Origin of the sequence: Citrobacter sp. BIDMC107, assembly GCF_001037575.1 — a bacterium.
GTDB classification, from domain to species: Bacteria; Pseudomonadota; Gammaproteobacteria; order Enterobacterales; family Enterobacteriaceae; genus Citrobacter; species Citrobacter freundii.
The window spans coordinates 1,767,718-1,790,834 of record NZ_KQ089848.1 but is presented as its reverse complement, the minus strand read 5'-3'; the positions used below and the strand labels follow the sequence as shown (position 1 = coordinate 1,790,834).

At 53.6% G+C, this 23,117-nt stretch carries 21 protein-coding genes and 1 pseudogene; 8 read left to right on the top strand and 14 right to left on the bottom strand.

Annotated elements, in window-relative coordinates; all coding sequences use genetic code 11:
- Positions 1–36: 36 nt before the first annotated feature.
- From SK39_RS08310 to SK39_RS08300, 3 genes are all read right to left on the bottom strand, one after another.
- On the bottom strand, positions 37–501 hold the full coding sequence (locus SK39_RS08310) for a GNAT family N-acetyltransferase (RefSeq protein WP_032937645.1): 465 nt from the start codon (positions 499–501) through the stop codon (positions 37–39).
- A 13-nt stretch (positions 502–514) separates the two neighbouring features.
- The gene (locus tag SK39_RS08305) at positions 515–1,795 is read right to left on the bottom strand and encodes a DUF445 domain-containing protein (RefSeq protein WP_048216866.1); all 1,281 of its coding nucleotides are present in this window, start codon (positions 1,793–1,795) and stop codon (positions 515–517) included.
- Between the two features lie 75 nt (positions 1,796–1,870).
- Positions 1,871–2,797 (bottom strand): LysR family transcriptional regulator, encoded by a 927-nt coding sequence (locus SK39_RS08300; protein ID WP_003845596.1) that lies wholly within the window; start codon positions 2,795–2,797, stop codon positions 1,871–1,873.
- A gap of 219 nt (positions 2,798–3,016) precedes the next feature.
- Here SK39_RS08300 and SK39_RS08295 point away from each other — a divergent pair, with 219 nt between their 5' ends.
- Both SK39_RS08295 and metC read left to right on the top strand, forming a co-directional pair.
- Positions 3,017–4,249: a dicarboxylate/amino acid:cation symporter gene (locus SK39_RS08295; protein WP_003019196.1), complete on the top strand. Its 1,233-nt coding sequence runs from the start codon at positions 3,017–3,019 to the stop codon at positions 4,247–4,249.
- A 30-nt stretch (positions 4,250–4,279) separates the two neighbouring features.
- A complete protein-coding gene (gene metC, locus SK39_RS08290) occupies positions 4,280–5,470 on the top strand; it encodes a cystathionine beta-lyase (protein ID WP_003019195.1) in 1,191 nt (396 codons plus the stop codon).
- Positions 5,471–5,550: 80 nt separating this feature from the next.
- Here metC and mdtM read toward each other — a convergent pair whose 3' ends face one another.
- The 3 genes from mdtM to SK39_RS08275 form a co-directional block, all read right to left on the bottom strand.
- Positions 5,551–6,792, bottom strand: a complete 1,242-nt coding sequence (gene mdtM, locus SK39_RS08285) for a multidrug efflux MFS transporter MdtM (protein ID WP_044713030.1) — start codon at positions 6,790–6,792, stop codon at positions 5,551–5,553.
- Positions 6,793–7,117: 325 nt separating this feature from the next.
- Positions 7,118–7,768, bottom strand: coding sequence for a LysE family translocator (locus SK39_RS08280; protein ID WP_048216865.1), 651 nt, complete (start codon positions 7,766–7,768; stop codon positions 7,118–7,120).
- 48 nt (positions 7,769–7,816) lie between these two features.
- Positions 7,817–8,632: a helix-turn-helix transcriptional regulator gene (locus tag SK39_RS08275; protein ID WP_048216864.1), complete on the bottom strand. Its 816-nt coding sequence runs from the start codon at positions 8,630–8,632 to the stop codon at positions 7,817–7,819.
- A gap of 185 nt (positions 8,633–8,817) precedes the next feature.
- On the opposite strand from SK39_RS08275, the pseudogene SK39_RS08270 reads away from it, so the two are divergent.
- Positions 8,818–9,219: pseudogene (locus SK39_RS08270) on the top strand (ISNCY family transposase); the annotation flags it as partial.
- A gap of 51 nt (positions 9,220–9,270) precedes the next feature.
- Here SK39_RS08270 and SK39_RS08265 read toward each other — a convergent pair.
- Positions 9,271–10,683: an aminotransferase-like domain-containing protein gene (locus tag SK39_RS08265; RefSeq protein ID WP_048216863.1), complete on the bottom strand. Its 1,413-nt coding sequence runs from the start codon at positions 10,681–10,683 to the stop codon at positions 9,271–9,273.
- A 177-nt stretch (positions 10,684–10,860) separates the two neighbouring features.
- Between SK39_RS08265 and SK39_RS25590 the strand changes: the two genes are divergently transcribed.
- The 4 genes from SK39_RS25590 to SK39_RS08250 all read left to right on the top strand — a co-directional run bounded on the left by SK39_RS25590 (position 10,861) and on the right by SK39_RS08250 (position 13,763).
- The gene (locus SK39_RS25590; protein WP_003019180.1) at positions 10,861–11,025 is read left to right on the top strand and encodes a DUF1127 domain-containing protein; all 165 of its coding nucleotides are present in this window, start codon (positions 10,861–10,863) and stop codon (positions 11,023–11,025) included.
- Positions 11,026–11,170: 145 nt separating this feature from the next.
- Positions 11,171–11,635: a MarR family winged helix-turn-helix transcriptional regulator gene (locus SK39_RS08260; RefSeq protein ID WP_003019178.1), complete on the top strand. Its 465-nt coding sequence runs from the start codon at positions 11,171–11,173 to the stop codon at positions 11,633–11,635.
- Between the two features lie 6 nt (positions 11,636–11,641).
- On the top strand, positions 11,642–12,709 hold the full coding sequence (locus SK39_RS08255; RefSeq protein WP_003837201.1) for an HlyD family secretion protein: 1,068 nt from the start codon (positions 11,642–11,644) through the stop codon (positions 12,707–12,709).
- Positions 12,699–13,763 (top strand): DUF2955 domain-containing protein, encoded by a 1,065-nt coding sequence (locus tag SK39_RS08250; protein ID WP_048216862.1) that lies wholly within the window; start codon positions 12,699–12,701, stop codon positions 13,761–13,763. Before SK39_RS08255 ends, SK39_RS08250 begins: the two co-directional genes overlap by 11 nt.
- A 50-nt stretch (positions 13,764–13,813) precedes the next feature.
- Here the strand turns inward: SK39_RS08250 and yjiA are convergent, their stop codons facing one another.
- The 4 genes from yjiA to SK39_RS08230 all read right to left on the bottom strand — a co-directional run bounded on the left by yjiA (position 13,814) and on the right by SK39_RS08230 (position 18,029).
- Complete coding sequence (yjiA, locus tag SK39_RS08245; protein ID WP_048216861.1) at positions 13,814–14,770, bottom strand: GTPase; 957 nt, start codon at positions 14,768–14,770, stop codon at positions 13,814–13,816.
- A 12-nt stretch (positions 14,771–14,782) separates the two neighbouring features.
- Positions 14,783–14,977, bottom strand: coding sequence for a YbdD/YjiX family protein (locus SK39_RS08240; RefSeq protein WP_003830038.1), 195 nt, complete (start codon positions 14,975–14,977; stop codon positions 14,783–14,785).
- 110 nt (positions 14,978–15,087) lie between these two features.
- The gene (gene btsT, locus SK39_RS08235; RefSeq protein WP_003845609.1) at positions 15,088–17,238 is read right to left on the bottom strand and encodes a pyruvate/proton symporter BtsT; all 2,151 of its coding nucleotides are present in this window, start codon (positions 17,236–17,238) and stop codon (positions 15,088–15,090) included.
- Positions 17,239–17,480: 242 nt separating this feature from the next.
- Positions 17,481–18,029 (bottom strand): hypothetical protein, encoded by a 549-nt coding sequence (locus tag SK39_RS08230; protein WP_048216860.1) that lies wholly within the window; start codon positions 18,027–18,029, stop codon positions 17,481–17,483.
- A 248-nt stretch (positions 18,030–18,277) separates the two neighbouring features.
- On the opposite strand from SK39_RS08230, the gene tsr reads away from it, so the two are divergent.
- The gene (gene tsr, locus SK39_RS08225; protein WP_003837223.1) at positions 18,278–19,939 is read left to right on the top strand and encodes a methyl-accepting chemotaxis protein; all 1,662 of its coding nucleotides are present in this window, start codon (positions 18,278–18,280) and stop codon (positions 19,937–19,939) included.
- On the opposite strand, the gene SK39_RS08220 is transcribed toward tsr, so the two are convergent.
- From SK39_RS08220 to SK39_RS08210, 3 genes are all read right to left on the bottom strand, one after another.
- Positions 19,936–20,451 carry a GNAT family N-acetyltransferase gene (locus tag SK39_RS08220; RefSeq protein WP_003845611.1) on the bottom strand — a complete coding sequence of 172 codons (516 nt, stop codon included), beginning with the start codon at positions 20,449–20,451 and terminating at the stop codon, positions 19,936–19,938. The genes tsr and SK39_RS08220 overlap by 4 nt on opposite strands.
- A 52-nt stretch (positions 20,452–20,503) precedes the next feature.
- Positions 20,504–21,865, bottom strand: coding sequence for an MFS transporter (locus tag SK39_RS08215; RefSeq protein ID WP_003845612.1), 1,362 nt, complete (start codon positions 21,863–21,865; stop codon positions 20,504–20,506).
- Positions 21,866–22,078: 213 nt separating this feature from the next.
- Entirely contained in the window at positions 22,079–22,993 is a 915-nt protein-coding gene (locus SK39_RS08210; protein ID WP_003019148.1) for a GntR family transcriptional regulator, read from the bottom strand.
- Positions 22,994–23,117: the final 124 nt, after the last annotated feature.

Sequence of the window (23,117 nt, the reverse complement as noted above, 5' to 3'; positions counted from 1 at the left end):
AAAAGTAAAAATAAAACCGCGTAACGCTGAATGCCATCAAAGGTTACGGCTGTAGACCCGCGAAACTTCCCCCCACGGATGATAGCCCGGCCCGTTAAAGTAAAACCCTGCTTTCTCGTATAAACTTTCCAGGTCAGTACACAGATGGAGCTGCGTAAAACCCAGCTGTCTGGCCTGCTGTGCAATATGTTCGATCAGGCGAAACGCCAAACCGTGACCACGATAGCGAGGATCGATATAGAGCGCGCATAGCCACGGCCACAATTCGCCGCGACTAATAAAATCATTGGTGATCAATCCAGCACAGCCAACAATGCTGCCACCATCCTGTAGCCAGTACCACTGCGGTAGCGGATTCTTTGCGCCAATACAACGGCGCAATGCATCCTCGTATACCGCCATGGAGTCTTCTGAGGCCCATTGCTGCTGAAAGTAAGCGGTGATCTCGTGCAGCTTTTCAGGTGTTTCGCGCAGGGAAAAAATGCGGATGTTCAACGTCATTGAATCTTTCTCCTTAAAAATTCGCCAGCGTCAGCAGGGACGGAATTTGCGACAACAGATATAACACCAGCCCGATTGAACCGCCAACCAACGTGCCGTTGACGCGAATAAACTGCAAATCTTTACCGATGTTTAACTCAATTTGCTGCGACATATCGCGTGCATCCCAACTTTTCACCGTGTCGCTAATATGGCGCGTCAGGAAGGTGGCGAACTCTGGCGCTACCTTATGCGCGGCCTGCTCCAGATGCCCATTTAGTGAGGCACGCAGGGCGCTGTCGGCTACCAGCGTTTCGCCGAACCACTGGCCGGCGCTGGCGATGCGCTGCTTCACGCGGGAATCATCTGCGTTAATGTCAGTTTTCACCCACTGACGCAGGTCTGCCCACAGCTCGCCAAGATAACGGTTGAAGGCTTCATCTTCCTTCAGATAGCTTTTCAGGCTTTCGGCCCGCGCGGCCATCTCCGGATCGTGTTTGAGCTTATCGATGAGCTTAAATGTAGCGCGATCGAAGGCATGGCGGATCTGATGCGCGCGATCGTGGCTGATGTCATCCAGCAAGGAGTTAACGGCATCAGACACCAGCTCGGCGCTGTGCTCGCCCAGCCATTCGGTTGGCAGGATCTTCGCTTTCAGCGGATGTTCAGTTTCCAGCCAGTGCACTACTTGTCTGGCGATAAACGCTCGTGAGCTGTCGCGCTGTAGCAGGGCGATCAGTTGGGCGATCAGCGTATCGAGCAGCACCTGATGGCGATTGTTTTTGGTCATGCTTTCCAGCATCAGCGCGCTGGTTCCGGAGAGATCGACCTTGTCGATGGCCTTGTGCACCGCCCGCTTGATCAGCCGCTGAATGCGCGAGTCGTCGGCCAGTTCGAGAAAACCGCTCATGATCTGCAACAGATGCTGGCCGATGCGCTGGGCGTTTTCCGGCTGGCTGAACCAGTTGCCGATCAACAGCGCCGGTTCATGGCGGCGGATCAGGGCTATCAGCGACTGGGTATCGAGGAATTTCTCTTGTACAAACTGACCAAGATTTTCGCCGATCCGATCCTTATTGCGCGGGATAATAGCCGTGTGTTGCGAGATAAACGGGATCGGCACCCGGCGAAAAAGCGCCACCACGGCAAACCAGTCCGCCAGCGCGCCGACCATCGCCGCTTCGGCGATTGCTTTGAGCCCGAGTACCCAGAAGTTAGGTGGCAGAAATAGCGTGATGACGAAGGTCGCGGCAGCGATCAGCAGCAATGAGAGCGCCAGTCGCTTGGCACGTTTGAGTTCAGCAATTTTATTCATAGGCTTAAGGATAGAGCCAGACGGGGGGATCGCGCAAAAAATGTGGTGCGCCTCCCATTTTCAGGTGGGCTGGGTTTACTCCGGGATCCAGTTATCCCACGCCGGTAAGGGACCAAGTTCTGCGACCAGAAAATCGATAAACGATCGCACCTTCGGATTGCTGTACTTGCTGGGAAAGTACAGCGCATACAGGGCATGAGTTTCACAGGTGATGGTGCCGTCGAGCATCAGCGGCGTGATCTCCTCTTTTTGAATATGATCGCCAATCAAATAAGTGGGCAAATATGCCACCCCCTGATCTTCTAACACCGACTTCAACAGCACCAGGCTGCTGTTGGCCTGGATCGGCATATGTAGTTTCAACTGATGCAGTCGATCCTGTTCATCTGCCACCTTCAGTACCGGCGTGAGGCCCGGGTAAACCAGGCAATCATGATCTACCAGATCGCTGCGACGCTGGGGCATGCCTTTTTTAGCGAGGTAGCCGGGTGAGGCACAGTACGCCCAGCGAACAGGCACCAGCTTGCGCATCGCATAGTTTTGCGGCGGCGCGGTGGAAATTCGCAGGGCAATGTCGAAATCCGTTTCGTTCAGATTGACGAAGTTATCGTTGAGATCGATATACAGATTCACATCCGGGAACTGGGAGCGGTATTTATCCACCAGGTTCACCAGCCGGGAATAACCAAACGCAATTGAGCAGGTTATGCGTAATTCACCCTGCGGGCTGTGGTAATAACCGGAGGTGGTATTCAGCGTTTCATCGAATTCTTTCAACAGCTTATTAGCGCGGTTGAAGAGATATTGCCCGGCGTCGGTCAGGGTAATACTGCGGGTGGTGCGTTTAATTAATGTCGTGCCTAACGTATCTTCCATCGCTGCCAGGCTTTTGCTGACCGCAGACGGCGAGACGTTGAGCTGCGCCGCGGCTTCTGACAATCCTCCGCAGTCGACGATTTTAGTAAAAAACTCCAGATGCTTGAGTGAAATCGGCGTACTCATAATTTCCTTAAATTCATAAGTGATTTGCAAAAACGGTACGAATAGGCCGTTACATTCGCCTTTTAAACATGCAACTATTGAATCACAGGAAACAACTTGCTGGCAAAATGAAAAAATAACAACTTAGGTGAGTTACGTCACAAATTAAAAGGAGGCGAAACGGAAACTCATCACATTGTGAATTTAATCTCATTAATTATTATTCTAAAGGTACCGATTATGTGGTCACGACTCGAACCCTACAGATCGTCGATTATTTTATTAGTTGCTCTGGTGATTGGCGGCTTATTAGGTATTTATGCCCCATCGTTTGCAAGTAAACTCCAGCCAATAGGTCAGATATTCTTAAACCTGTTATTTATGATTATTGTGCCGCTGGTGGGGATCAGCGTCATGTCTTCGATCGCCAGTATGACTGACCTGAAAAGGCTGGGGCGTATTATGGCGATTATCTTTATTGTTTCGATCGCGATGGCCTTTATTCCGGCGGCCGGGATCGTCGCGCTGGCGCTCTGGTATAACCCGGCGCAGGGCGTCACTATCGATCTCTCGCAGTCGGTGCAGGCGGGCAGCGGCAAGATGGATTTTGTCAGCATGATCACCACCAGCGACTTTATTGGGCTGTTCTCTAAGTCCAATATTCTGGCTCTGATCGTGATGGCGATCATCGCCGGTGTGGCGATTGGCCAGTCGGATCAGGCCGGTAAACGTATTGCGTCGCTGCTGGAAGACGCCAATACCGTGATCATGAAGATCGTTTCGATCATTATGAAGGTCGCGCCGATTGGTCTGGGCTGCTACTTCGCCGCCACCATGGCCAGTCAGGACTCTGCACTATTGTTAACCTTTGCCCGCGCCATCGGCCTGTTTATGGTTGCCACGCTGGTCTATTTTGTTTTTGGCTCGATTCTCTATTCGTATATTGGCGGCGGTATTCCGGCGGTCAAAGCCTTCTGGCGTAACGCGATTGAACCGTCTGCGACTGCGCTGGGGACCTGCTCTTCGCTGGGGACGCTCCCGGTGACGCTGCGTGCCGGTAAGGCGATGGGGATTAACCCGGAAATCGTTGATGTTTCCATTCCACTGCTGGTTAACCTGAACAAAGGCGGTGTGGCGATGATTGCCGCGCTGAAAATCGTCTTTATCTATTCCGTGCTGGGTATGGAATTCACCACCGAAACCTTCTTCCTGACGATGCTGATTGCGGTGCTCTCCGCCATTATCGTTGGTGGCGTGCCGGGCGGGGCGTTCCTCGGTGAAATCTTTATCGTTACCACGCTGGGCCTGCCGATGGAAGCAATCCCGATGCTGGTGGTGCTGGGCACCATTACCGATGCGCCGGCCACACTGATTAACGTTATCCATGATTTGAATGCGGCGCAGATTGTTGAACGGTTCGCTGGAAAAAAGCAGACCAACACTGAAATAAACTCTACTGCTGCGGTGGTATAGGTTTCACACGGATTAAGAACAGGAGATGTTATGAAAGACGCAATGAAGCTTGAGACGCAACTGGTTGTTGCTGGTCGTGACAAACGCTACACCCAGGGAGCGGTGAATCCGGTTATCCAACGTGCCTCTTCACTGGTATTTGATACCGTGAAGGACAAGAAATTTGCCACCGCCAATCGCGCAAACGGTGAGCTGTTTTACGGTCGTCGCGGAACCTATACCCACTTTGCCTTCCAGAAGGCAATGAGCGAACTGGAAGGTGGCGTTGGCTGCGCGCTGTACCCATGTGGTGCTGCGGCGGTGACCAACGCGATTCTGGCGTTTGTTCAGGGTGGCGATCATATCCTGATGACCGGCGCGGCCTACGAGCCAACCCAGGATTTTTGCAATAAGATCCTGAGTAAATTCAATGTGGAAACAACGTATTACGATCCGCTGATTGGTGCAGGTATCGTCGATCTTCTGCGTCCGGAAACGAAGGTTGTATTCCTTGAGTCACCAAGTTCTATCACCATGGAAGTCCAGGATGTGCCGGGGATGGTGAAGGCTATCCGCGCGGTGAATCCGGAGATTGTCATTATGATCGACAACACCTGGGCGGCGGGCGTGCTGTTCAAAGCGCTGGATTATGGCGTGGATATTTCCATTCAGGCGGGAACGAAGTACACCATCGGTCATTCGGACGGCATGCTGGGCACGGCGGTGTCTAACGCCCGTTGTTGGGATCGTCTGCGCGAGAACTCCTATCTGATGGGGCAAACGCTGGATGCCGATACCGCCTACAACGGCAGCCGCGGATTGCGTACCCTGGCGGTACGCCTTAAGCAGCATCAGGAGAGCAGTATCCATATTGCTCGCTGGCTGTCGGCAAGACCGGAAGTGGCGCGGGTGAATCATCCGGCGTTACCGGAATGTCCGGGCCATGAGTATTTTCAGCGTGATTTTACCGGAAGCTCAGGCCTGTTCTCATTTGTGCTGAAAAAGAGACTGACTGACGAACAGATGGCGAATTTCCTCGATAATTTCTCGCTGTTCCATATGGCCTATTCGTGGGGTGGATTTGAGTCTCTCATTCTGGCGAACCAGCCGGAAGAGCTGAACAGCATCCGACCGGCTGGAGAGGTGGATTTCAGCGGCACGCTGGTCAGGGTGCATATTGGCCTGGAGGATATTGGCGACCTGATTGCCGATCTCGAAGCGGGATTTGCACGCATTGCGTAAGGTGATGTGAGCGTAGCCGGATGCGGCGCAAGCGCCTTATCCGGCCTACATAGTTGTCGTAGGCCGGATAAGCGGGCAGGTTAGTTTTCAGTGACTAACGTCGTTGCCTCATGTTGGCGTACCCGTTTGAGTAAGCCTGCCAGCGTGAACACGACAGCGAGCCCCGCCGCAACCGCCAGCAGATGAAACGAAATCCTGCCACCGTTAAACCATAGCCAGCGTCCAATTTCGACAGAAACCGCCATCACCGTCAGGATCACCATATTCAGCGATGCCGAGACCGTTCCTTTAGGTAAGTTGTTGGAAAAAAGTGTAAAGCGGAACAGCGTCGGGAAGATCATCCCAATACCAAACGCATACAGGCTGGTTCCCAGCACCGACCACAGCCAGACGTGCGGCCACAGTAAATTGCCGACAATCAGCACCGTCAGCCCGCTCAGTTGTATAGGTGCGGCCCGCCAGATAAAGCGTGGTCGGGTCGGATCTTTCACGAAACGAACTACCACCATATTGGCGACGATCACTGCGCCAAACACCGGCGCCTGCGCCCAGGCAAACTGTGATGTGGTCATGCCGCCCGCATCAATCAGTATCACCGGTGAGACCGCCACCCAGCTCATCATCGGGATATAGCTTAGCGATAGCGTGGCTGCGCCAAACAGGAATACCCGGTTGCGGAAAACGTCGCGAAAATCGCGCAGTACGCCGCGTGCACTGAACGGCACCGCGCCGCGCTGGACGGTTTCCGGCATGGCTAGCATTAACCCAATCAGGGCGATAAGCCCCATGACGGCAATGATGGCAAACAGGATCTTCCAGTGTACAAAGTGCATTAGCGCCGCTCCGGAGAGCGGGCCGATAACCGGTGCAACCAACACAATGGAAGTGATTATCGCCATTAACTTAATGGCCTTCGTTTGCCCAAACGCCTCCTGTACCGTGACATAGCCAACGGTCGCGATAAAGCAAATGCTGGTGCCCTGCACAAATCGGGCGATCAGAAATTGCGTCATTGAAGTAGTAAACAGCGTGGCAGCGCAGGCGAGGGTAAAGATTAACGCCCCCGCAATCAGCACCGGTCGACGGCCAATCCGGTCGGAAAGTGGCCCCAACAGCCATTGCAGCGCCATGCCGCCTGCCAGATAGAGGCTCACCGCAGCGGGCGCCAGGCTGACGTCGGCGTTGAAATCGCGTACGACATTAATGATGCCGGGCTGAATCAAGTCCGTCGACAGATAGGCGGCGAAATCATACAAAATCAACGCAATAGGAAAAAATAGCGTCGTAGCGCGTTGGGAGAAAAACGCGAGAATCCGTTGCATAAAACAGCTCCTTGTCGGGAGAAAACCCTCAACGGGAATAGCGAAATTCAATACCGTCTTTGAGACGTCAGGCCGATGACAGAATAAAAGCAGACTGCAAATGTACTGAATTTCATGTAATCAAAAACGCTGCCTGCGTGAAGCGCAAACAGGAGAAACGCTCACTAACGCGGGGTCAGAAAACGTAACGATTACAGGTAACAATCAGCACATCGCACCTCAGGAAGAGTAAGTTGAACGGGTAATAACCATCCGCAGTGTAATGCGGATTGGATATTAATTAAACGAGTTTATCCTGTTTATGTGTAGAAAATCGCACCGCAAATCAGACTACGATGCTCTGCAAAAACCGCAGCGCGATAGCACAGCCGAAGATAATCAATACACCGCCAGCGATACGCTCTACCCACAGGATCCCTCTGGTTAACCGCCTCTGGATCTGCGGTAAACCGATGAACATCACGATCAGCAGATCCCAGCACAGCACCACGCTGGTCATCCAGATCCCGCTCATGGTTTGTTGTAGCAGCGTCACCGACGGGCCGAGCAGGGCAGTCATTAGTGCCAGATAGAACAGTGCATTTTTTGGGTTAAGCAGTGACGAACCCAATCCCAGCAGCAGCTGTTTACCAAATCCTGGACAGGTAGACCGGGCATCTGCTCCGGTCAGAGTTTGCGGGCGACTGCGTATCAGCAGGCTGCCTATCCACAATAAATAGAGCGCGCCCAGCAGCTCAATAATGGTAAACAGCAGGGGAAGCTGGCGCAGGATCCCCCAACCGATAATTGCCAGCAGGATATACAGCCCGTTGCCGATAGCGATCCCCACGCACAGCCCGGTGCTGTCGCGCATCCGGTATCGTACGGCATAACCGACCAGTAAAAAGAAGTCCGGACCGGGGCTGAGTAGTGCGACAAAATGTGCCAGCGCCAGCGCGGGAAAAGCAGACGGAAAAAGTACAGAAAGCAGCGACATAGCGACCTCAGACAATGAATCTGAGATCACCGTACGCCTGACGCAGCGCTAATTATTGTCTGATATTGATCGCCCCAACGCGTACTGGCGCGGTGTGGCGGCGGTGTAGCGAACAAAGGTGCGATGGAAATGGCTCTGGTCGGCAAACCCGCTCTGATAGCCGACATCGGCAATTTCGTCCCCGGCCCGCAGCCGCTGGCGGGCATAGTCAATCCGTATGATGTTCAGATAACTTCCTGGCGTCAGCCCGGTGTCCTGCTTAAAGGTACGGATCAGCGTTTCTTTACGCATGTGACACTCATGTGCCAGCTCACCGAGTGAGGGCGGAGCCTGCAGGTTGGACTGCAACCGTTCGCGCAGATACTGGCTGGCGGCGCTTAGGTTTTCCGGTGCTACCGATTGCAATGGTAGCGAACGTAGCAATGCTTGTGCGGCATCCGTTACCCGCGTCGTTTGCCGTTGCTGCATAAGTGCCACGAGGTTTACATAGTGCTGGAACAATTGCCGATCGCGGATAACACGATCGCGCGTGCAAAGCCGCTGATTGTTGTTCTGCGCAGGCAGATGGGCAAGGCACCACCGGGCATCAAGATAAAGCATGTGATAGCTGCGAAACTGTCCGTTAACAGGATTACAGCTGTGAGGTGCCAGCGGCGGGATCACAATCAGATCGCCCACCTGCAGATGGTATTCCTTGCCATCGCACAGGCAGCACGTTTCCCCCTCGAGAATTGCCCCAATCGAGAGCTGAGAGTGGTGATGCCGCTTATAGGCTTGCAGGCTTTGCCAGGTGCTGCGCAGTTCCAGCCACGGGAGCTGTTCATCACGCCAGAACGATTGTGGAATATCCCGGGTGTGCGTCACATCGCGTCCTCCCTGAAAGTAATGATTCGTTATAGCACAGGCCGAGTGGTGAAAAAGTGGGAATGTGCATTGAGATAGCGATTCTGCGTGACGGGTTCCAGACAAATGCAGACGTTACATAGGGACGTTTTCATCCCGGAAATCGTCTCGCAAACAGAGAAAGTTGCAGGTGAGGGTGTGGCTTCCTTATGGGGCTTGTTGAGCAAATTGTTTCCCTGCTACTTACTGGAGTGACTAATGACAGCCAGATAAAGACGCTGTTTAATTATATTTTGCAAACTGGCGATGCACCTCGCTTCAGTGAGTTTATTCGTGGGGTTGCTGAACGTTCACCGCAGCATAAGGAGCATTTAATGACGATCGCAGACAGATTGCATGAGGCTGGATTTCAAAAAGGGTGGCTTGAGGGTCTGCAAGAGGGCCAGCAAAAAGGTAAGCAGGAAGGTAAACAAGAAGGTTTAATTGAGGGGCGACGTACTGAGGCGGTGCGCATTGCCCGCACCATGCTGGCCGACGGTACTGATCTCAGCACGGTGCAAAAAATTACCCGACTTTCCGTTGAAGATATTCAGGGCGTAAGCCATTAGAAATGACCTAAACCGTGCAATCGCCAGCCCGGTAGCACCGGGTAGTCTGATTTACTCTATCGCCACCTTTAACGCTTCCCCGAGTTTTTGCATCACTTCCCGATGCTTCTCGTTTGGCGGCAACGCGCAGTTGATGCGTACGCAGTTGCGATACTTTCCTGATGCGGAGAACAGCGAACCCGGCGCAACCTGGATTTTGAGGCGACAGAGCTGCTTAGCGACACAGACCATATCGACCTGGTGCGGCAGCTCGACCCACAGCATAAAGCCGCCTTTCGGTCGGGTGACGCAGATCCCGCAGGGGAAGTATTCCCGTACCCAACAGGTGTAGATCTCCATATTCCGCTGGTAGATCTGACGCATACGGCGAACATGCCGATGATAATGCCCCTCACGCACGAAAGCGGCGGCCGCCAGCTGCGTAACAGGAACGTTAGTGCCGATGACGGCATATTTCATATGCAGAAATTTATCGTGATAACGACCGGGAATAACCCAACCGACGCGCAACCCCGGCGCCACGGATTTGGTAAATGAACTGCACAGTAGCACCCGACCATCGCTGTCCCAGGAGTGTATTGTGCGCGGACGGGGATATTCCGTGGCAAGCTCTCCGTACACATCATCTTCAAAAATAACAATATCGTGCTGCTGGGCGAGGGCGAGCACCGCCCGTTTACGCGCATCCGGCATAATAAATCCGAGGGGATTATTGCAGTTAGGAACCAGAATCACCCCTTTAATCGGCCACTGATCCAGCGCCAGTTCCAGCGCTTCAATGCTGATCCCTGTATCCGGATCGGTTGGGATCTCTATAACTTTGATCCCTAATCCGCGTAGCAGCTGCATCGTGCCGTAATAGGCGGGCGATTCTACGGCGACGATATCTCCTGGCTGGCAGACTGCCAGCAGCGCCAGTGACATCCCGCTCTGACTCCCGCTGGTGATCACAATATCATCCGCATTGATGACCGAACCTCCGTCCAGCATGAGCCGGGCAATCTGTTGACGCAATTCGCGACAGCCTGGTAATTCATCGTAGCCCAGAACCGCCTTGAGATTATGCTGCGCCACGCGACTTAGCTCGCGCCAGAGCGGCTTCAGGCTGGGTTGATTGATATCGGGCACGCCACTGCTAAAAGGGATTATCGATTTGTCTGCATGACCTGCAAGCATGTCCAGCACCTGATCCCACTGGGTTATCTCAACTGGACGTTGGACCGGGCGCGACATCAGCGGCACCGGCGGCTGTGCTTTTTGTGGTGCAACAAAATAACCGGAACGCGGCTGCGGCGTGATCAGCCGTAATTGTTCCAGCGTCTGATACGCCTGCTGGACGGTGCTGATGCTGACCCCGTGCTCCTGGCTCAGGCTGCGTACCGAAGGCAGTTTTTCGCCATGGCGATACAGACCTTGCTCAATGCGTTCGGCCAGCAGATTGGCCAGATGTTGGTAACGCGTCATGCTGTATCCCTCATGGGTACCATACAGATTAACAAACCGGTACAGATTGGCGTGAAAAAAGCGATGCAGAACTCTTTTTAACCAATCTGTATGTTAAATAAAAGTACTTTGTGAGTCTGTATTGTTTTGTGCCAAATCCGTGAAGATAAAGCCTCTGGCAAGGCGGGGAGGCAAGGTATGGAATTTCACGAGAATAAAGCAAAACAGCCGTTTATTGGGTTTGTACTGATCTGGCGGGCATACAAGGCGTGGCGACTGCGAGCGCAAACGCGGCGCCTATTGCAACAGATGAGCGACGAGCGGCTGCGGGACGTCGGGCTGCGACGCGATCAGGTGGAGTGATTTTCTTTCATCGACAGAGGCTGGGGTTATCGCCCGGCCTCTTTTGTATTCATAGTATTTATCAATTCATGCTTCTGAATGATGTGTTTCTTGATACTTACCATGATAAGTATTATTTTCTTCTCAGCGATGAGGGGAAGGATACATGACTGAAGATGAACTGTTTGCCCGCCGTCCGATGGGGATGCGCATGGCAATGGTGGTGCGCCAGTGGCGGGCCATTATTGATGCAGCCATTACCGACACTGGCCTGACGCAGTCAAGCTGGACGGTACTGATGCAGCTGTATCAACTGGGAGACAACGTCTCGGTCAGTGAACTGGCGGAGGTGCAGGGTATTGAACTGCCGCCGCTGATGCGCACCCTCTCACAGCTGGAAAAACACGGCTATCTGCTGCGTTCCACATCGCCTTATGACAAACGCATTCGCCTGCTCACGCTGACCGAGCAAGGCCGCGCAAGGCTGGAAGAACTAAACCGGGTGATTGAGAACTACCAACATCGTGTCACGTGTACCATCCCCGAAGCGGAGCTTGCCGCCTTTAGCTCGACCTTAAATCAACTCGCCTGCAATTTGCGGACAATCCGCGAAGAAGACAATCAACACTAAAAAACTATGATGACCCCAGAACAAAAATTTGCCCGTTGGGTAAGGGTGAGTATTGCCGCTTTCCTGGTAATATTCGCCTGGTTTATCGTTGCCGATATCTGGATCCCGCTAACACCGGACTCTACGGTGATGCGTGTAGTAACGCCTGTTTCCTCACGCGTATCCGGCTACGTCTCGCAGGTGCATGTGCATAACAATAGCCAGGTGAAAAAGGGCGATTTGCTGTACGAACTGGATCCGACGCCGTTTATCAATAAGGTCGAGGCTGCGCAAATCGCCCTTGAGCAGGCAAAGCTGAGCAACCAACAGCTGGATGCGCAGATCGCCTCTGTGCGTGCCAACCTGCGCACTGCGCAATTTAACGCCCGGAACGACAAGACCACCTTTGACCGCTATCAGCGCCTGAGCGCCATGCAGAACGTGTCGCAAGCCGATCTCGACAAGGTGCGCACCGCCTGGCAAACCAGCGAGCAGTCGGTGTCGGCGCTCAATGCCAGTATTCAGAACCTGCTGATCCAACGCGGCGAGCGCGATGAAAACCGCAACGTGACGCTGCAAAAATACCGTAACGCGCTGGAAGAGGCGCAACTGAACCTCGGCTGGAGCAAAGTGTATGCCCAGACCGACGGTACGGTGAGCAATCTCCAGCTTAGTCCCGGACTTTATGCCACCGCCGCCACGCCGCTACTGGCGCTGGTCAGCCATCAGACTGATATCGTGGCCGATTTTCGCGAGAAAAGCCTGCGCCACACCCGGGTGGATACCGATGCCGCCGTAGTGTTCGACGCCATGCCGGGCAAGGTTTTCTCTGCCCGCGTCACCAGCAGCGATGCCGGTATTCTGGCGGGTCAGGAGCAGGTTAATGGCCAGTTGTCGCAACCGGAACAGTCTACCCGCTGGGTGCGCGACGCCCAGCGTATGCGTATTCACGTCGCGCTGAACGAACCGCTCGACACGCCGTTGCCGACCGGGGCACGCGCCACAGTGCAGTTGTATAACAGCGAAGGGATGTTCGCCCGCACCTTTGCCGGAGCGCAGATCCATCTCGTTAGCTGGCTGCATTATGTCTATTAACACCCTGGCTCACGTCTTTACGCCGCACGGGAATATTGTCTACACCGCCAATGATTTTCGCCAGACCCTGCGTATCTCGGTTACCGGGACAATCGCGCTGAGTATCTCGACCTTTTATAACGTGCAGTACGGCGTGTTTTTTGTGGTTTATCCGCTGATGCTGCTGTCGCTGGTACCGGTGTTCAACCGCCATGTGGCCAAACAGTTTGTGTTCAGCGCGGCAGTGAACTGCGTCGAAATGGTACTGATTGTCGGCTATCTCTCACAATGGCCGCTGATTATGACGCTGGTGGTATTTGGCCTGTACGTGGTGCGTTTTCGTTTGATGAGCAAAGGACCGCTGTTTCTGTTCGGCTCAATGGGCGTGGTGTGCCAGAGCACGATGCTCAACTTTATGAGCTATCCCACCACCAACTGGCATACGCTGATGTTCTCCAATATGGAAGCCTGCGTCATGGCGGTGGCGCTAAGCGCGTTGCTGCATTATCTGATCCCGGACGTGGAACCCCGCCAGCCGCCGCCGCGCATTGAGAAAGATGACGCCCGGGTGCGCCACGAGTCGCTGCTTTCCGGTTCGGTGGCGACAATGACTTTTGTGGTCTTCCAGATCTGCGATTTGAGTGATTCGCTGTCGGCGCTGATGGCGGGGATTTTGATCCTGTTTCCGATGCATTATCGCGGCGCGGTGTTGAGCTCTCTCTGGCGCGTGGTCGGTGTGGTGCTGGCTTGTCTGTACATTCTGCTGGTGCAACTGCTGGTGTATGATTTCAGCAATCATATGCTGCTGATGATGCCGCTGATTGGCCTTGGACTGGCGTTCAGCGCCCGCCTGCACGTGATGGAAAAAGTCGGTGCGGGCGTGGGTTTTGCCAGTATCACCACCATCGGCATTATGTTTGGCCAGAACCTGCATCCGGACAGCGATCTGGTGTTCAGCGATCTCTACCGCATCACCTCCGTTACCGTCGCGCTGGTGGCCACATTAACGATGGTATTTCTGGTGCACCGGATATTGAACTGCTTTGCGGCGACACGGTTTGTGATCACCGAGTGAGTGGCTGGAGTGCCGGATGGCGGCTGCGCCTTATCCGGCCTACAAAAAATCTACTTCTTCAACCCCGCAAACGCGGCTCTGATCTCGTCTTCCGGCAGATTAATACCGATAAACACCAGTTGGCTGTACGGTTGTTCGTCGCCCCACGGGCGGTCCCAGTCGGCGCTGTACAGGCGCTGGACGCCCTGGAACAGCAGGCGGTTTGGCTCGCCTTCAATCCACAGCATACCTTTGTAGCGCAGTAGCTTCTCAGCGGATTCCAGCAGCAGGTTTTCCATCACTCGGGACACGTCGCTGATGTTCACCGGGTAATCCAGCTCGACGACGATCGAGGAGATATCGTTTTGCTTGTCGGCGATAAAGTGGAAGCGCGGTTTGGCGCTGACCACGTTTTCTTCCAGCATGAAACCGTTGGTGTCGAACAGCAGGGATAGGTCAATATCGCCATGCGTCACGGTGTAAATCGGCGCACGGGCGTTGATGCGCGCCAGGCGCTCTCGCAGCTTTTCGCTTTCGCCTGCTACGTCGGTTTTAGTCAGCAGGATGCGGTCGGCGTAGCCCACCTGAGACTGGGCAATGGTGAACTGGTTCATCTGCTCGTCGGCATGCACCGCGTCAACCAGCGCAATCACGCCGTCCAGCAGGTAGCGTTCGCAAATTACTTCATGGGAGAAAAAGGTCTGAATAATCGGGCCGGGATCGGCCATGCCGGTGCATTCGATCACCAGACGGTCGAAATTGATGGTGCCTTTGTCGAGGTTGTCGAGCAGATCGAGCAGCGCGTCTTCCAGTTCGCTCGAACGGGTGCAGCAGATGCAGCCGTTGGTCAGGGTTTTGATCTGTGTTGCGCGATCGCCAATCAGCTGATCGTCCACCGAGACTTCGCCGAATTCGTTTTCGATAACGGCAATCTTGTAACCGTGCTGCTCGTTGAGAATATGGCGCAGCAGGGTGGTTTTACCCGCGCCAAGAAAACCGGTGAGTAGGGTAACTGCAATCGGGGTCATTCACTTCTCCTTCTAACAGCAACTGCTTCCGCCGCTACCGTAGCGGGCTTCCTGGCGCTCGCGGAAGAATTCTTCGTAGGTCATGTACGGCTTATCGGGATGGTTGGTCTTCATGTGCTCGACGTAGTTGTCGTAGTCCGGAATGCCAATCAGCATCTTTGCCGCCTGACCGAGATATTTTTTTGCCTGACCTAAAGTACCAAACATTCTGCCGTCCTGTTAATGAATAAAGCCGGATGGCGGCTTGCGCCTTATCCGGCCTACATACTGCACATTTTGTAGGCCGGATAAGCGCAGCGCCATCCGGCAATTACGGCTTAATGATGTGAAGAGGTTTTCACACCGCCTTCCGGCACCGGTACATACGGTGTCTCTTTATCAGAGCGACCGTTGATGGTACGGGCTTTCTGCCAGGTACGGAACCCGTAGAAAATGATGCTGTACACCACCACCAGGAACAGAATACTCAGGCCTGCGTTGGTGTAGTTGTTGATGACGATATGGTTCATATTGGCAATCTGCTGAGCGGTCAGTTCGCCGCCGTTAGCAATCTTCTCTTTGTACTGATTCGCCATGAAGAAGAAGCCTTCCATCTGCGGGTTGGTGCTGAACAGTTTCAGACCCAGCGCCCAGGTGGTGCAGATAAGCAGCCATACTGCCGGAACCACGGTAACCCAGATGTATTTGGTGCGTTGCATTTTAACCAGCACCACGGTGCCGAGAACCAGCGCCACGGCAGCCAGCATCTGGTTAGAGATACCGAACAGCGGCCACAGGCTCTTAACGCCGCCCAGCGGGTCAACAACACCTTGATACAGCAGGTAACCCCACAGGCCTACGCAGCCCGCAGTACCAATGATACCCGCAACCAGAGAGTCGGTTTTCTTCAGGAACGGAACGAAGTTACCCAGTAAATCTTGCAGCATAAAGCGGCCAGAACGGGTACCGGCGTCCAGTGCGGTCAGGATGAACAGCGCTTCGAACAGGATACCGAAGTGGTACCAGAAGCCCATGTCAGCCATCGGCAGCACTTTGTGGAACACGTGGGCGATACCTACGGCCAGCGTCGGTGCGCCACCTGCGCGGTTCAGAACGGACGGCTCGCCGATGTCTTTCGCGGTTTGCAGGATCTGCTCAGGCGAAATCACAAAGCCCCAGGAGCTGACGGTTGCCGCTGCGTGTGCGGTAACGTCTTTCAACTGCGCCATAATCAGCGGGGCGTTCTCACCGCTCATTTCATGCAGGTTCGGCATGGTGATGCCAAGGCCCGCAGGCGGGGTGTTCATTGCGAAGTACAGACCCGGTTCGATGATGGACGCAGCAACCAGCGCCATAATCGCCACGAAGGATTCCATCAGCATCGCGCCGTAACCAATGAAACGCGCGTCGGTTTCACAGGCCAGCAGCTTCGGTGTAGTACCGGAAGCGATCAGCGCGTGGAAGCCAGATACCGCACCACACGCGATGGTGATGAACAGGAACGGGAACAGAGCGCCTTTCCACAGCGGGCCAGTACCATCAACGTACTGGGTCATCGCCGGCATTTTCAGTTCCGGGTTGAGAATAACAATCCCCACCGCCAGACCGACGATAACGCCGATTTTCAGGAAGGTAGCCAGATAGTCGCGCGGGGCAAGGATCAGCCATACCGGCAGCAGCGCGGAGATAAACGCGTAACCGATCAGGGTGAAGGTAATGGTGGTGTCTTTAAAGGTCAGCGCCGGGCCCCAGTACGGGTCGTGCGCAATCACGCCGCCGAAGTAGATGGAGGCAACCAGCAACACAATACCAATCACCGACACTTCGCCCACGCGTCCTGGGCGCAGGAATCGCATGTAGATCCCCATGAACAGCGCGATAGGTACGGTTGAGCAGACGGTGAACACACCCCACGGGCTTTCAGCCAGTGCTTTCACCACGATCAACGCCAGTACCGCGAGGATGATGATCATGATTAAGAAGCAGCCGAACAGCGCAATGGTTCCCGGCACCGGGCCCATCTCTTCTTTGATCATCTCACCCAGAGATGCGCCGTTACGGCGAGAAGAGATAAACAGCACCATGAAGTCCTGTACCGCACCGGCCAACACTACGCCCGCCAGCAGCCACAGCGTACCAGGCAGGTAACCCATCTGCGCGGCCAGTACCGGCCCAACCAGCGGACCTGCACCTGCGATAGCGGCAAAGTGGTGACCAAACAACACGTTACGGTTGGTTGGAACGTAGTTCAGACCATCATTATTGATGACCGCCGGCGTGGCGCGCGTCGGGTCAAGTTTCATCACCTTTTGGGCGATGTACAAACTGTAGTAACGATAAGCCACCAGATAAACAGAAACTGAGGCGACCACGATCCACAGGGCACTGATGTGCTCACCCCGACGTAATGCCACTACCGAGAGGCAGAATGCACCGATGATTCCGAGAATCACCCAGGGTATGTGCTTGAATATCTTTTTCGTATCCATAGTAAAACCTGGTATCTAATTAATAATTGGCCGAAGCCGCGTGGGTTTGATCTTGTGTTTGAGGAGGTTATTTGACTGCTATGTTGGGGGGATCTTGCCAGAGAATTACGCGCGTAAAGTAAGGTAAATAAGTGAGCGGTTGTATGTCAGCTTAAGCGGTCCCAAGTGTCAGTGAGCGGTTTTAATATGGGGTGTAGACCGGTAATTGTGTGATTAAAATCACATAATTACCGGTGTGAGGTTCACGCGGCGGGAGTGGACGCCTGTATTTGAGTGGCTATAAGGTAGAGGTAGTAGGCGAAAATGGCGATAACCACGGCATAAAAGGTACATCGTTCAGTTTTGCCAACCGCGTTTTTACTCATGTGGCTCAGGAAGTCAAATAGGGCCCATATCACGATCAACATCGCAGAAAAATATAGGCCGACTCCCGCCATGCGAAATTCGCTATAGGGAAGCATTGCCAGCGTAAGCCCGAAAAGTGTACCAAACGTGGCTGCGGTAATGGATTTCCCCAATTCATTGAATTTAAATAAAAATCTTTCATAGATAAAAGCAGATTTTTCTTTTTTTGAATCGAATACACCACATAGCCTGAGTAAAATTACAGTAAATAACGCATCTATAATGAGCAGAAACATGATGCTTTTAGGTGCGATGCTCTCCATTAAGATGCCTGAAATCTCCGGGATAAGGAGCTTTGGCACTATGGGGGTCATTAATCCTAAAATGCCTCCCAGCAGTAAGAAGGGAGCAGCATTAGATAATAAATCGAAAAATTTCTTTTTCACAGAGGGACTTCCTTGTTTTAGAGGCGGGTGACAGGACTTCCATTGGTAATCGAAGTGCGTATAAATGAAAAGCCCTCTGAAAAGGTGGGGAAGCCACTACGGCAACTTTTGCGTGTTATGTGCCGAGTGTGTTTGCTGCTTTTTTCAGCGAGAGATATTGCCAGAACACCGGCTTTTCGAACGATATCCATAAAGTTTTCCCTTTCCAGGCCGAAAATTCTGACATCTGTCTAGCGGAAAGAGAAAACATGTTAAAACGTATGAAGATTGTTACCAGCTTACTGCTGGTATTGGCGCTATTTGGCCTTTTACAGCTCGCCTCGGGCGGCTTGTTTTTTAACTCACTTAAGAATGACAAAGAGAACTTTACCGTTCTGCAAACCATTCGCCAGCAACAGTCTGCGCTGAACGCCACCTGGGTTGAGCTGCTGCAAACGCGTAACACCCTGAACCGGGCAGGCATTCGCTACATGATGGATCAGAGCAATATCGGCAGCGGCGCGACCGTTGCCGAACTGATGCAGGTAGCCAGCACGGCGCTGAAGCTGACGGAAAAAAACTGGGCGATTTACGAGTCGCTCCCGCGCGATCCGCGCCAAAGCGAAGCCGCTTTCCAGGAGATCAACCGCACCTATGACATCTATCACGGTGCGCTGGCGGAGCTGATCCAGTTACTGGGTGACGGGAAGATCAACGCGTTCTTTGATCAACCGACGCAGAGCTATCAGGATGGCTTTGAGAAGCAGTATATGAGTTACATGCAGCAGAACGATCGCCTGTATGACATCGCGGTGGAAGATAACAACAGTTCTTACAGCCAGGCGATGTGGGTGCTGATCTGCGTGCTGATTACCGTACTGGCGGCGATTATTGCGGTGTGGTTTGGTATCAAACTGACCCTTATCTCCCCAATGAACCGTCTGATTGACAGCATTCGTCATATCGCCAGCGGCGATCTGGTGAAGCGCATTGAAGTGGAAGGTTCCAACGAGATTGGGCAACTGGCGGAAAGCCTGCGTCACATGCAGGGTGAGCTGATGAATACCGTGGGTGACGTGCGTAACGGCGCCAACGCGATTTACAGCGGGGCCAGCGAGATTGCGATGGGCAATAACGATCTCTCCTCCCGTACCGAACAGCAGGCGGCCTCTCTGGAAGAAACCGCAGCCAGCATGGAACAGTTGACGGCAACCGTGAAGCAGAACGCCGAAAACGCGCGTCAGGCCAGCCATCTGGCGCTGAGTGCGTCGGAAACCGCGCAGAAAGGCGGCAAAGTGGTGGACAACGTGGTGCAAACCATGCGTGATATCGCTTCCAGTTCGCAGAAGATCGCCGACATTATTAGCGTCATCGACGGCATTGCCTTCCAGACCAATATTCTGGCACTCAACGCCGCGGTAGAAGCCGCACGTGCGGGCGAGCAGGGCCGTGGATTTGCGGTGGTTGCGGGTGAAGTGCGTAACCTGGCCCAGCGTAGTGCGCAGGCCGCGCGCGAGATTAAGAGCCTGATTGAAGATTCGGTCAGCCGTGTGGATGTTGGTTCAACGCTGGTTGAAAGCGCCGGTGAAACCATGGATGAGATCGTCAATGCGGTAACCCGCGTGACCGATATCATGGGTGAAATCGCCTCTGCTTCTGATGAACAGAGCCGCGGTATTGATCAGGTTGGTCTGGCCGTTGCCGAGATGGATCGTGTGACGCAGCAGAACGCCTCGCTGGTGGAAGAATCCGCCGCTGCCGCTGCCGCGCTGGAAGAGCAGGCCAGCCGCCTGACTCAGGCCGTTGCTGTGTTCCGTATTCAGCATGACCAACAGCGCGCGCGTGACGTTGCGGCCGCTAAACCGGTTTCAACGGTCCAGCCGCGTAAAGCCGCGGTAGCGGATGCCGGGGATAACTGGGAAACGTTCTAAGTAAGCATCAGGCGCATGGCGCAGCGTGATTCATACGCCAGTCCATGCGCCGCTTCCTCTTCTCTTTTCTGGCGCAACTTTGCAGGCAGCGTCTCTTCAGCCAACATTTCAAATCCCAGACGCGCGTACCATGGCGCATTCCACGGCACATCGCGGAAGGTGGTCAGCGTGAGCGATGTGTAACCTTTCTCGCCCGCCTGTTCGGCAACATAGCAAATTAATCGGCGGCCAATTCCCTTTCCCTGCCACTCCTGATGCAGCGACAGTTCCGCAATAAACAGCGATGAATCCAGCGTTTCGGCGACTAAAAAGCCGACCGGATGCTCATCGGCCTGCGCCAGCCAGCTCAAGCCAGTGGCGGCAAATGCCTGATGCTGAGCAGACGATATAATCTGGTCATCAGCAATCCACGCCAGTTCTGGGATCTGTAAAAAACGTTGCCCCGCAGATCGTTCGATGGCGGGAAGAGCGGCTGCGTCTGCCAGAGTAGTAGCGCGTAAGGTGATGTTCATACGAGGAGCATAACATGCCCGATAAGCACGGTGTTATCGGGCATCTGGAGGATTAATCTTTACGTGGATCGCTAATGGGCTGGCGAACCAGGAAGATGTAGGCAAGGGCCCCCACCATGGTGACGCAGCCGCAGATGATCAGCGCCAGGCGGAAAGAGTTGGTGGTATCAACAATAAATCCGGTGACGATCGGCGCAAACGACGCGCAGATAAAGCTGGCAAAGTTCTGGATACTGCCCACGGAAGCGGTCATGCGTGAGGCGACGGCAACGTGGATCAGGCCCCAGCACGAGGTACCGGCGAAGTGGATACAGAACAGCGCCATACCGATCAGTAACACGGCGGCCATCGACGTTGTGGCCTGCGGCACAACGAAGGTGAAGGCTGCAGAGCAGAACATCCCGGCGATTATACAAATCTTACGGCTCTTAATCGGCGCCATACCGCCCTTCACCAGCCAGTCGGTGACAAAACCGTTAATCAACATGCCGGCTGCGCCAAACAGGAACGGGATCGCCGCCATTAATCCGGTGCTTTTTAAATCCAGGTTGTAGGAGGTTTGCAGGTAGCCCGGCAGCCAGGCCAGGTATAACCATGCGGTATAGTTGATGCCGCTAAAGCCCAGCATCATGCCCCACATGGTACGGTTGCGAAACAGGCTGCGCCATTCGGCAAAGCTCAGCGGATCGCGGCGGGCATTGACGCTACCAGCGTTCAGGTACGCTTGTTCCGTGGCGCTCAGCTCAATTTGCTCGCGGTTGCGATACAGCATGTACCAGCCGATGGCGAGGAAAATACCCAGCACGCCAATGGTGATGAACATCCAGCGCCAGCCCATTACCAGCATCATGGCAGCCAGAATCGGCGGGCTAATGGCAACCCCGATGGTGGAGGCGGCGTTGAATAATCCCATCGGGCGGCCGCGCTCTTTGATGTTAAACCAGTCGTTGATGACCTTTACGCCGCACGGGTTCATTGGCGCTTCGCCGATCCCCATCCCGATACGAACCAACACAAACTGGGTGAAGCTGTGTACCATGCCAGACATTGCCTGAAACAGCGACCAGAAGAACATCCCCAGCCCCAGCATAATGCGCGGACCTTTGCGATCCAGCAGCGGGCCACAGGGCAATTGTGCAATACCGTAAGCGAGAGAGAATACCGACAGTAGCACGCCGATTTGCGTGGCGCTTAGCCCCAGTTCTTCACGAATCGTTAAGTTGGCGACCGACAGAGAACTGCGGTCGAGGTAATTAATAACCGCAGCAAAAAATAATAAAATCATTGCCGTGGTTTGAATACGTTTTATTCGGCTACTGCGTTGCACCATGCCCTCAGGCGGAACATTAATATCCGCAGATGATGACGTGCCAAACGAAGAACTCGGGTCGAGGGTAATATTATTTTTTTCCACGCCGGACTCCTGAACCTCAATAATTTATTTTTCACACAGCAGAACTGTGCAGTATTGAAAAAATACCGATGATGAATCAATTTGCTCATCACCGCTCACAAAAGTTTTTAATGCAGTCGACTTAGCGTGAGCATAGGCAAGAGGTATTTTTCAGGCGTTTTTATTTTTATAAAATCGTGCTCCCGGTAATGATTTGCTGTTTTTTATCGGTACTTAATGGGCGGCGCTATGACTCTGGTTGATGGAACGAATCATTGATTGTTTGGCTGAATTCAAATGGTTACAGAGCGCCAGGGTGGCATCCAGGTCGCTGCGGCAGATCAGCGCGCTGAGGATGGTCATATGCTCATCGATGGCAATGATGTTGCGTTGTTTGAGGTCGCTCTCATCCCACTGATAGTGGAAGTGGAAAATCACGGAGATGATTTCAAGTGATTGATTGAAAAATATATTATCGGCAGCAGAGAGTAGCAAGGCATGAAACTCACGGTCTAACTGCGAGAACATACGAAAGCTGCTGCCGATGCTGTCGCGCAGGATCCGGTGGCGTTCCAGCAGCGTTTTCGCCTGCAGCCAGCGTGGGTCATCGTCGGGCAGATTGAGAAAATGCTGCAGGGAATGGGTTTCCAGCATTTCTCTGAGTTCAAACAGCTGCTCCGCATAGGCCTGATCGAACTGCTTCATGCTCCACTGACCGCGTTTTTCGTTTTTGATCAGGTTGTAACGTTCGAATTTTAAAAGATATTCCCGTACGACTACCGGACTGACGCCCGCGGCTCTGGCAAGCTGTAGTTCGGAGAAGCTCTCGCCTGCACGCAGCTGGCGCTGGTTGATCATAGTGAAAAAAGCCTGCTCAAAAATCCGGTTTTGCTCGGTCATGGAGGCGGTGGTGCAGGCAAAACCGTCGTCATGGTCGGGTTTACGCACGATAACATAGTGGCTGCCGACCTGGGTCAGAACGCCGCACTCGCCTAAGTGGCTCAGCATATGACGCACGGTGGTGCGGCTGATGTTGTACATCTCCGCTAATGCGCTTTGCGACGGGAGAGGGGAAGGGATATGACCACGCGCCATATCATCGATAATCTGGTTAATCACATTGTGGCGTAAGTTCTGCGAACGGCTCATGGCTTCTCCTTTTTATCTATTAAAACCCGATTTAAAACATTTTTATGCGCTGGGATTCACAGATTGTGTTTCTGCTTTCTCCGTCTTTTTTATTTTCGTTGATATCTGAGGCAACAAAAAACAG

Excerpts from the sequence above, each read along its gene's own strand:
- SK39_RS08310 (WP_032937645.1), bottom strand. The coding sequence starts at position 501 with ATGACGTTGAACATCCGCATTTTTTCCCTGCGCGAAACACCTGAAAAG.
- SK39_RS08305 (WP_048216866.1), bottom strand. The coding sequence starts at position 1,795 with ATGAATAAAATTGCTGAACTCAAACGTGCCAAGCGACTGGCGCTCTCA.
- SK39_RS08300 (WP_003845596.1), bottom strand. The coding sequence starts at position 2,797 with ATGAGTACGCCGATTTCACTCAAGCATCTGGAGTTTTTTACTAAAATC.
- SK39_RS08295 (WP_003019196.1), top strand. The coding sequence starts at position 3,017 with ATGTGGTCACGACTCGAACCCTACAGATCGTCGATTATTTTATTAGTT.
- metC (WP_003019195.1), top strand. The coding sequence starts at position 4,280 with ATGAAAGACGCAATGAAGCTTGAGACGCAACTGGTTGTTGCTGGTCGT.
- mdtM (WP_044713030.1), bottom strand. The coding sequence starts at position 6,792 with ATGCAACGGATTCTCGCGTTTTTCTCCCAACGCGCTACGACGCTATTT.
- SK39_RS08280 (WP_048216865.1), bottom strand. The coding sequence starts at position 7,768 with ATGTCGCTGCTTTCTGTACTTTTTCCGTCTGCTTTTCCCGCGCTGGCG.
- SK39_RS08265 (WP_048216863.1), bottom strand. The coding sequence starts at position 10,683 with ATGACGCGTTACCAACATCTGGCCAATCTGCTGGCCGAACGCATTGAG.
- SK39_RS25590 (WP_003019180.1), top strand. The coding sequence starts at position 10,861 with ATGGAATTTCACGAGAATAAAGCAAAACAGCCGTTTATTGGGTTTGTA.
- SK39_RS08260 (WP_003019178.1), top strand. The coding sequence starts at position 11,171 with ATGACTGAAGATGAACTGTTTGCCCGCCGTCCGATGGGGATGCGCATG.
- SK39_RS08255 (WP_003837201.1), top strand. The coding sequence starts at position 11,642 with ATGATGACCCCAGAACAAAAATTTGCCCGTTGGGTAAGGGTGAGTATT.
- SK39_RS08250 (WP_048216862.1), top strand. The coding sequence starts at position 12,699 with ATGTCTATTAACACCCTGGCTCACGTCTTTACGCCGCACGGGAATATT.
- yjiA (WP_048216861.1), bottom strand. The coding sequence starts at position 14,770 with ATGACCCCGATTGCAGTTACCCTACTCACCGGTTTTCTTGGCGCGGGT.
- SK39_RS08240 (WP_003830038.1), bottom strand. The coding sequence starts at position 14,977 with ATGTTTGGTACTTTAGGTCAGGCAAAAAAATATCTCGGTCAGGCGGCA.
- btsT (WP_003845609.1), bottom strand. The coding sequence starts at position 17,238 with ATGGATACGAAAAAGATATTCAAGCACATACCCTGGGTGATTCTCGGA.
- tsr (WP_003837223.1), top strand. The coding sequence starts at position 18,278 with ATGTTAAAACGTATGAAGATTGTTACCAGCTTACTGCTGGTATTGGCG.
- SK39_RS08220 (WP_003845611.1), bottom strand. The coding sequence starts at position 20,451 with ATGAACATCACCTTACGCGCTACTACTCTGGCAGACGCAGCCGCTCTT.
- SK39_RS08210 (WP_003019148.1), bottom strand. The coding sequence starts at position 22,993 with ATGAGCCGTTCGCAGAACTTACGCCACAATGTGATTAACCAGATTATC.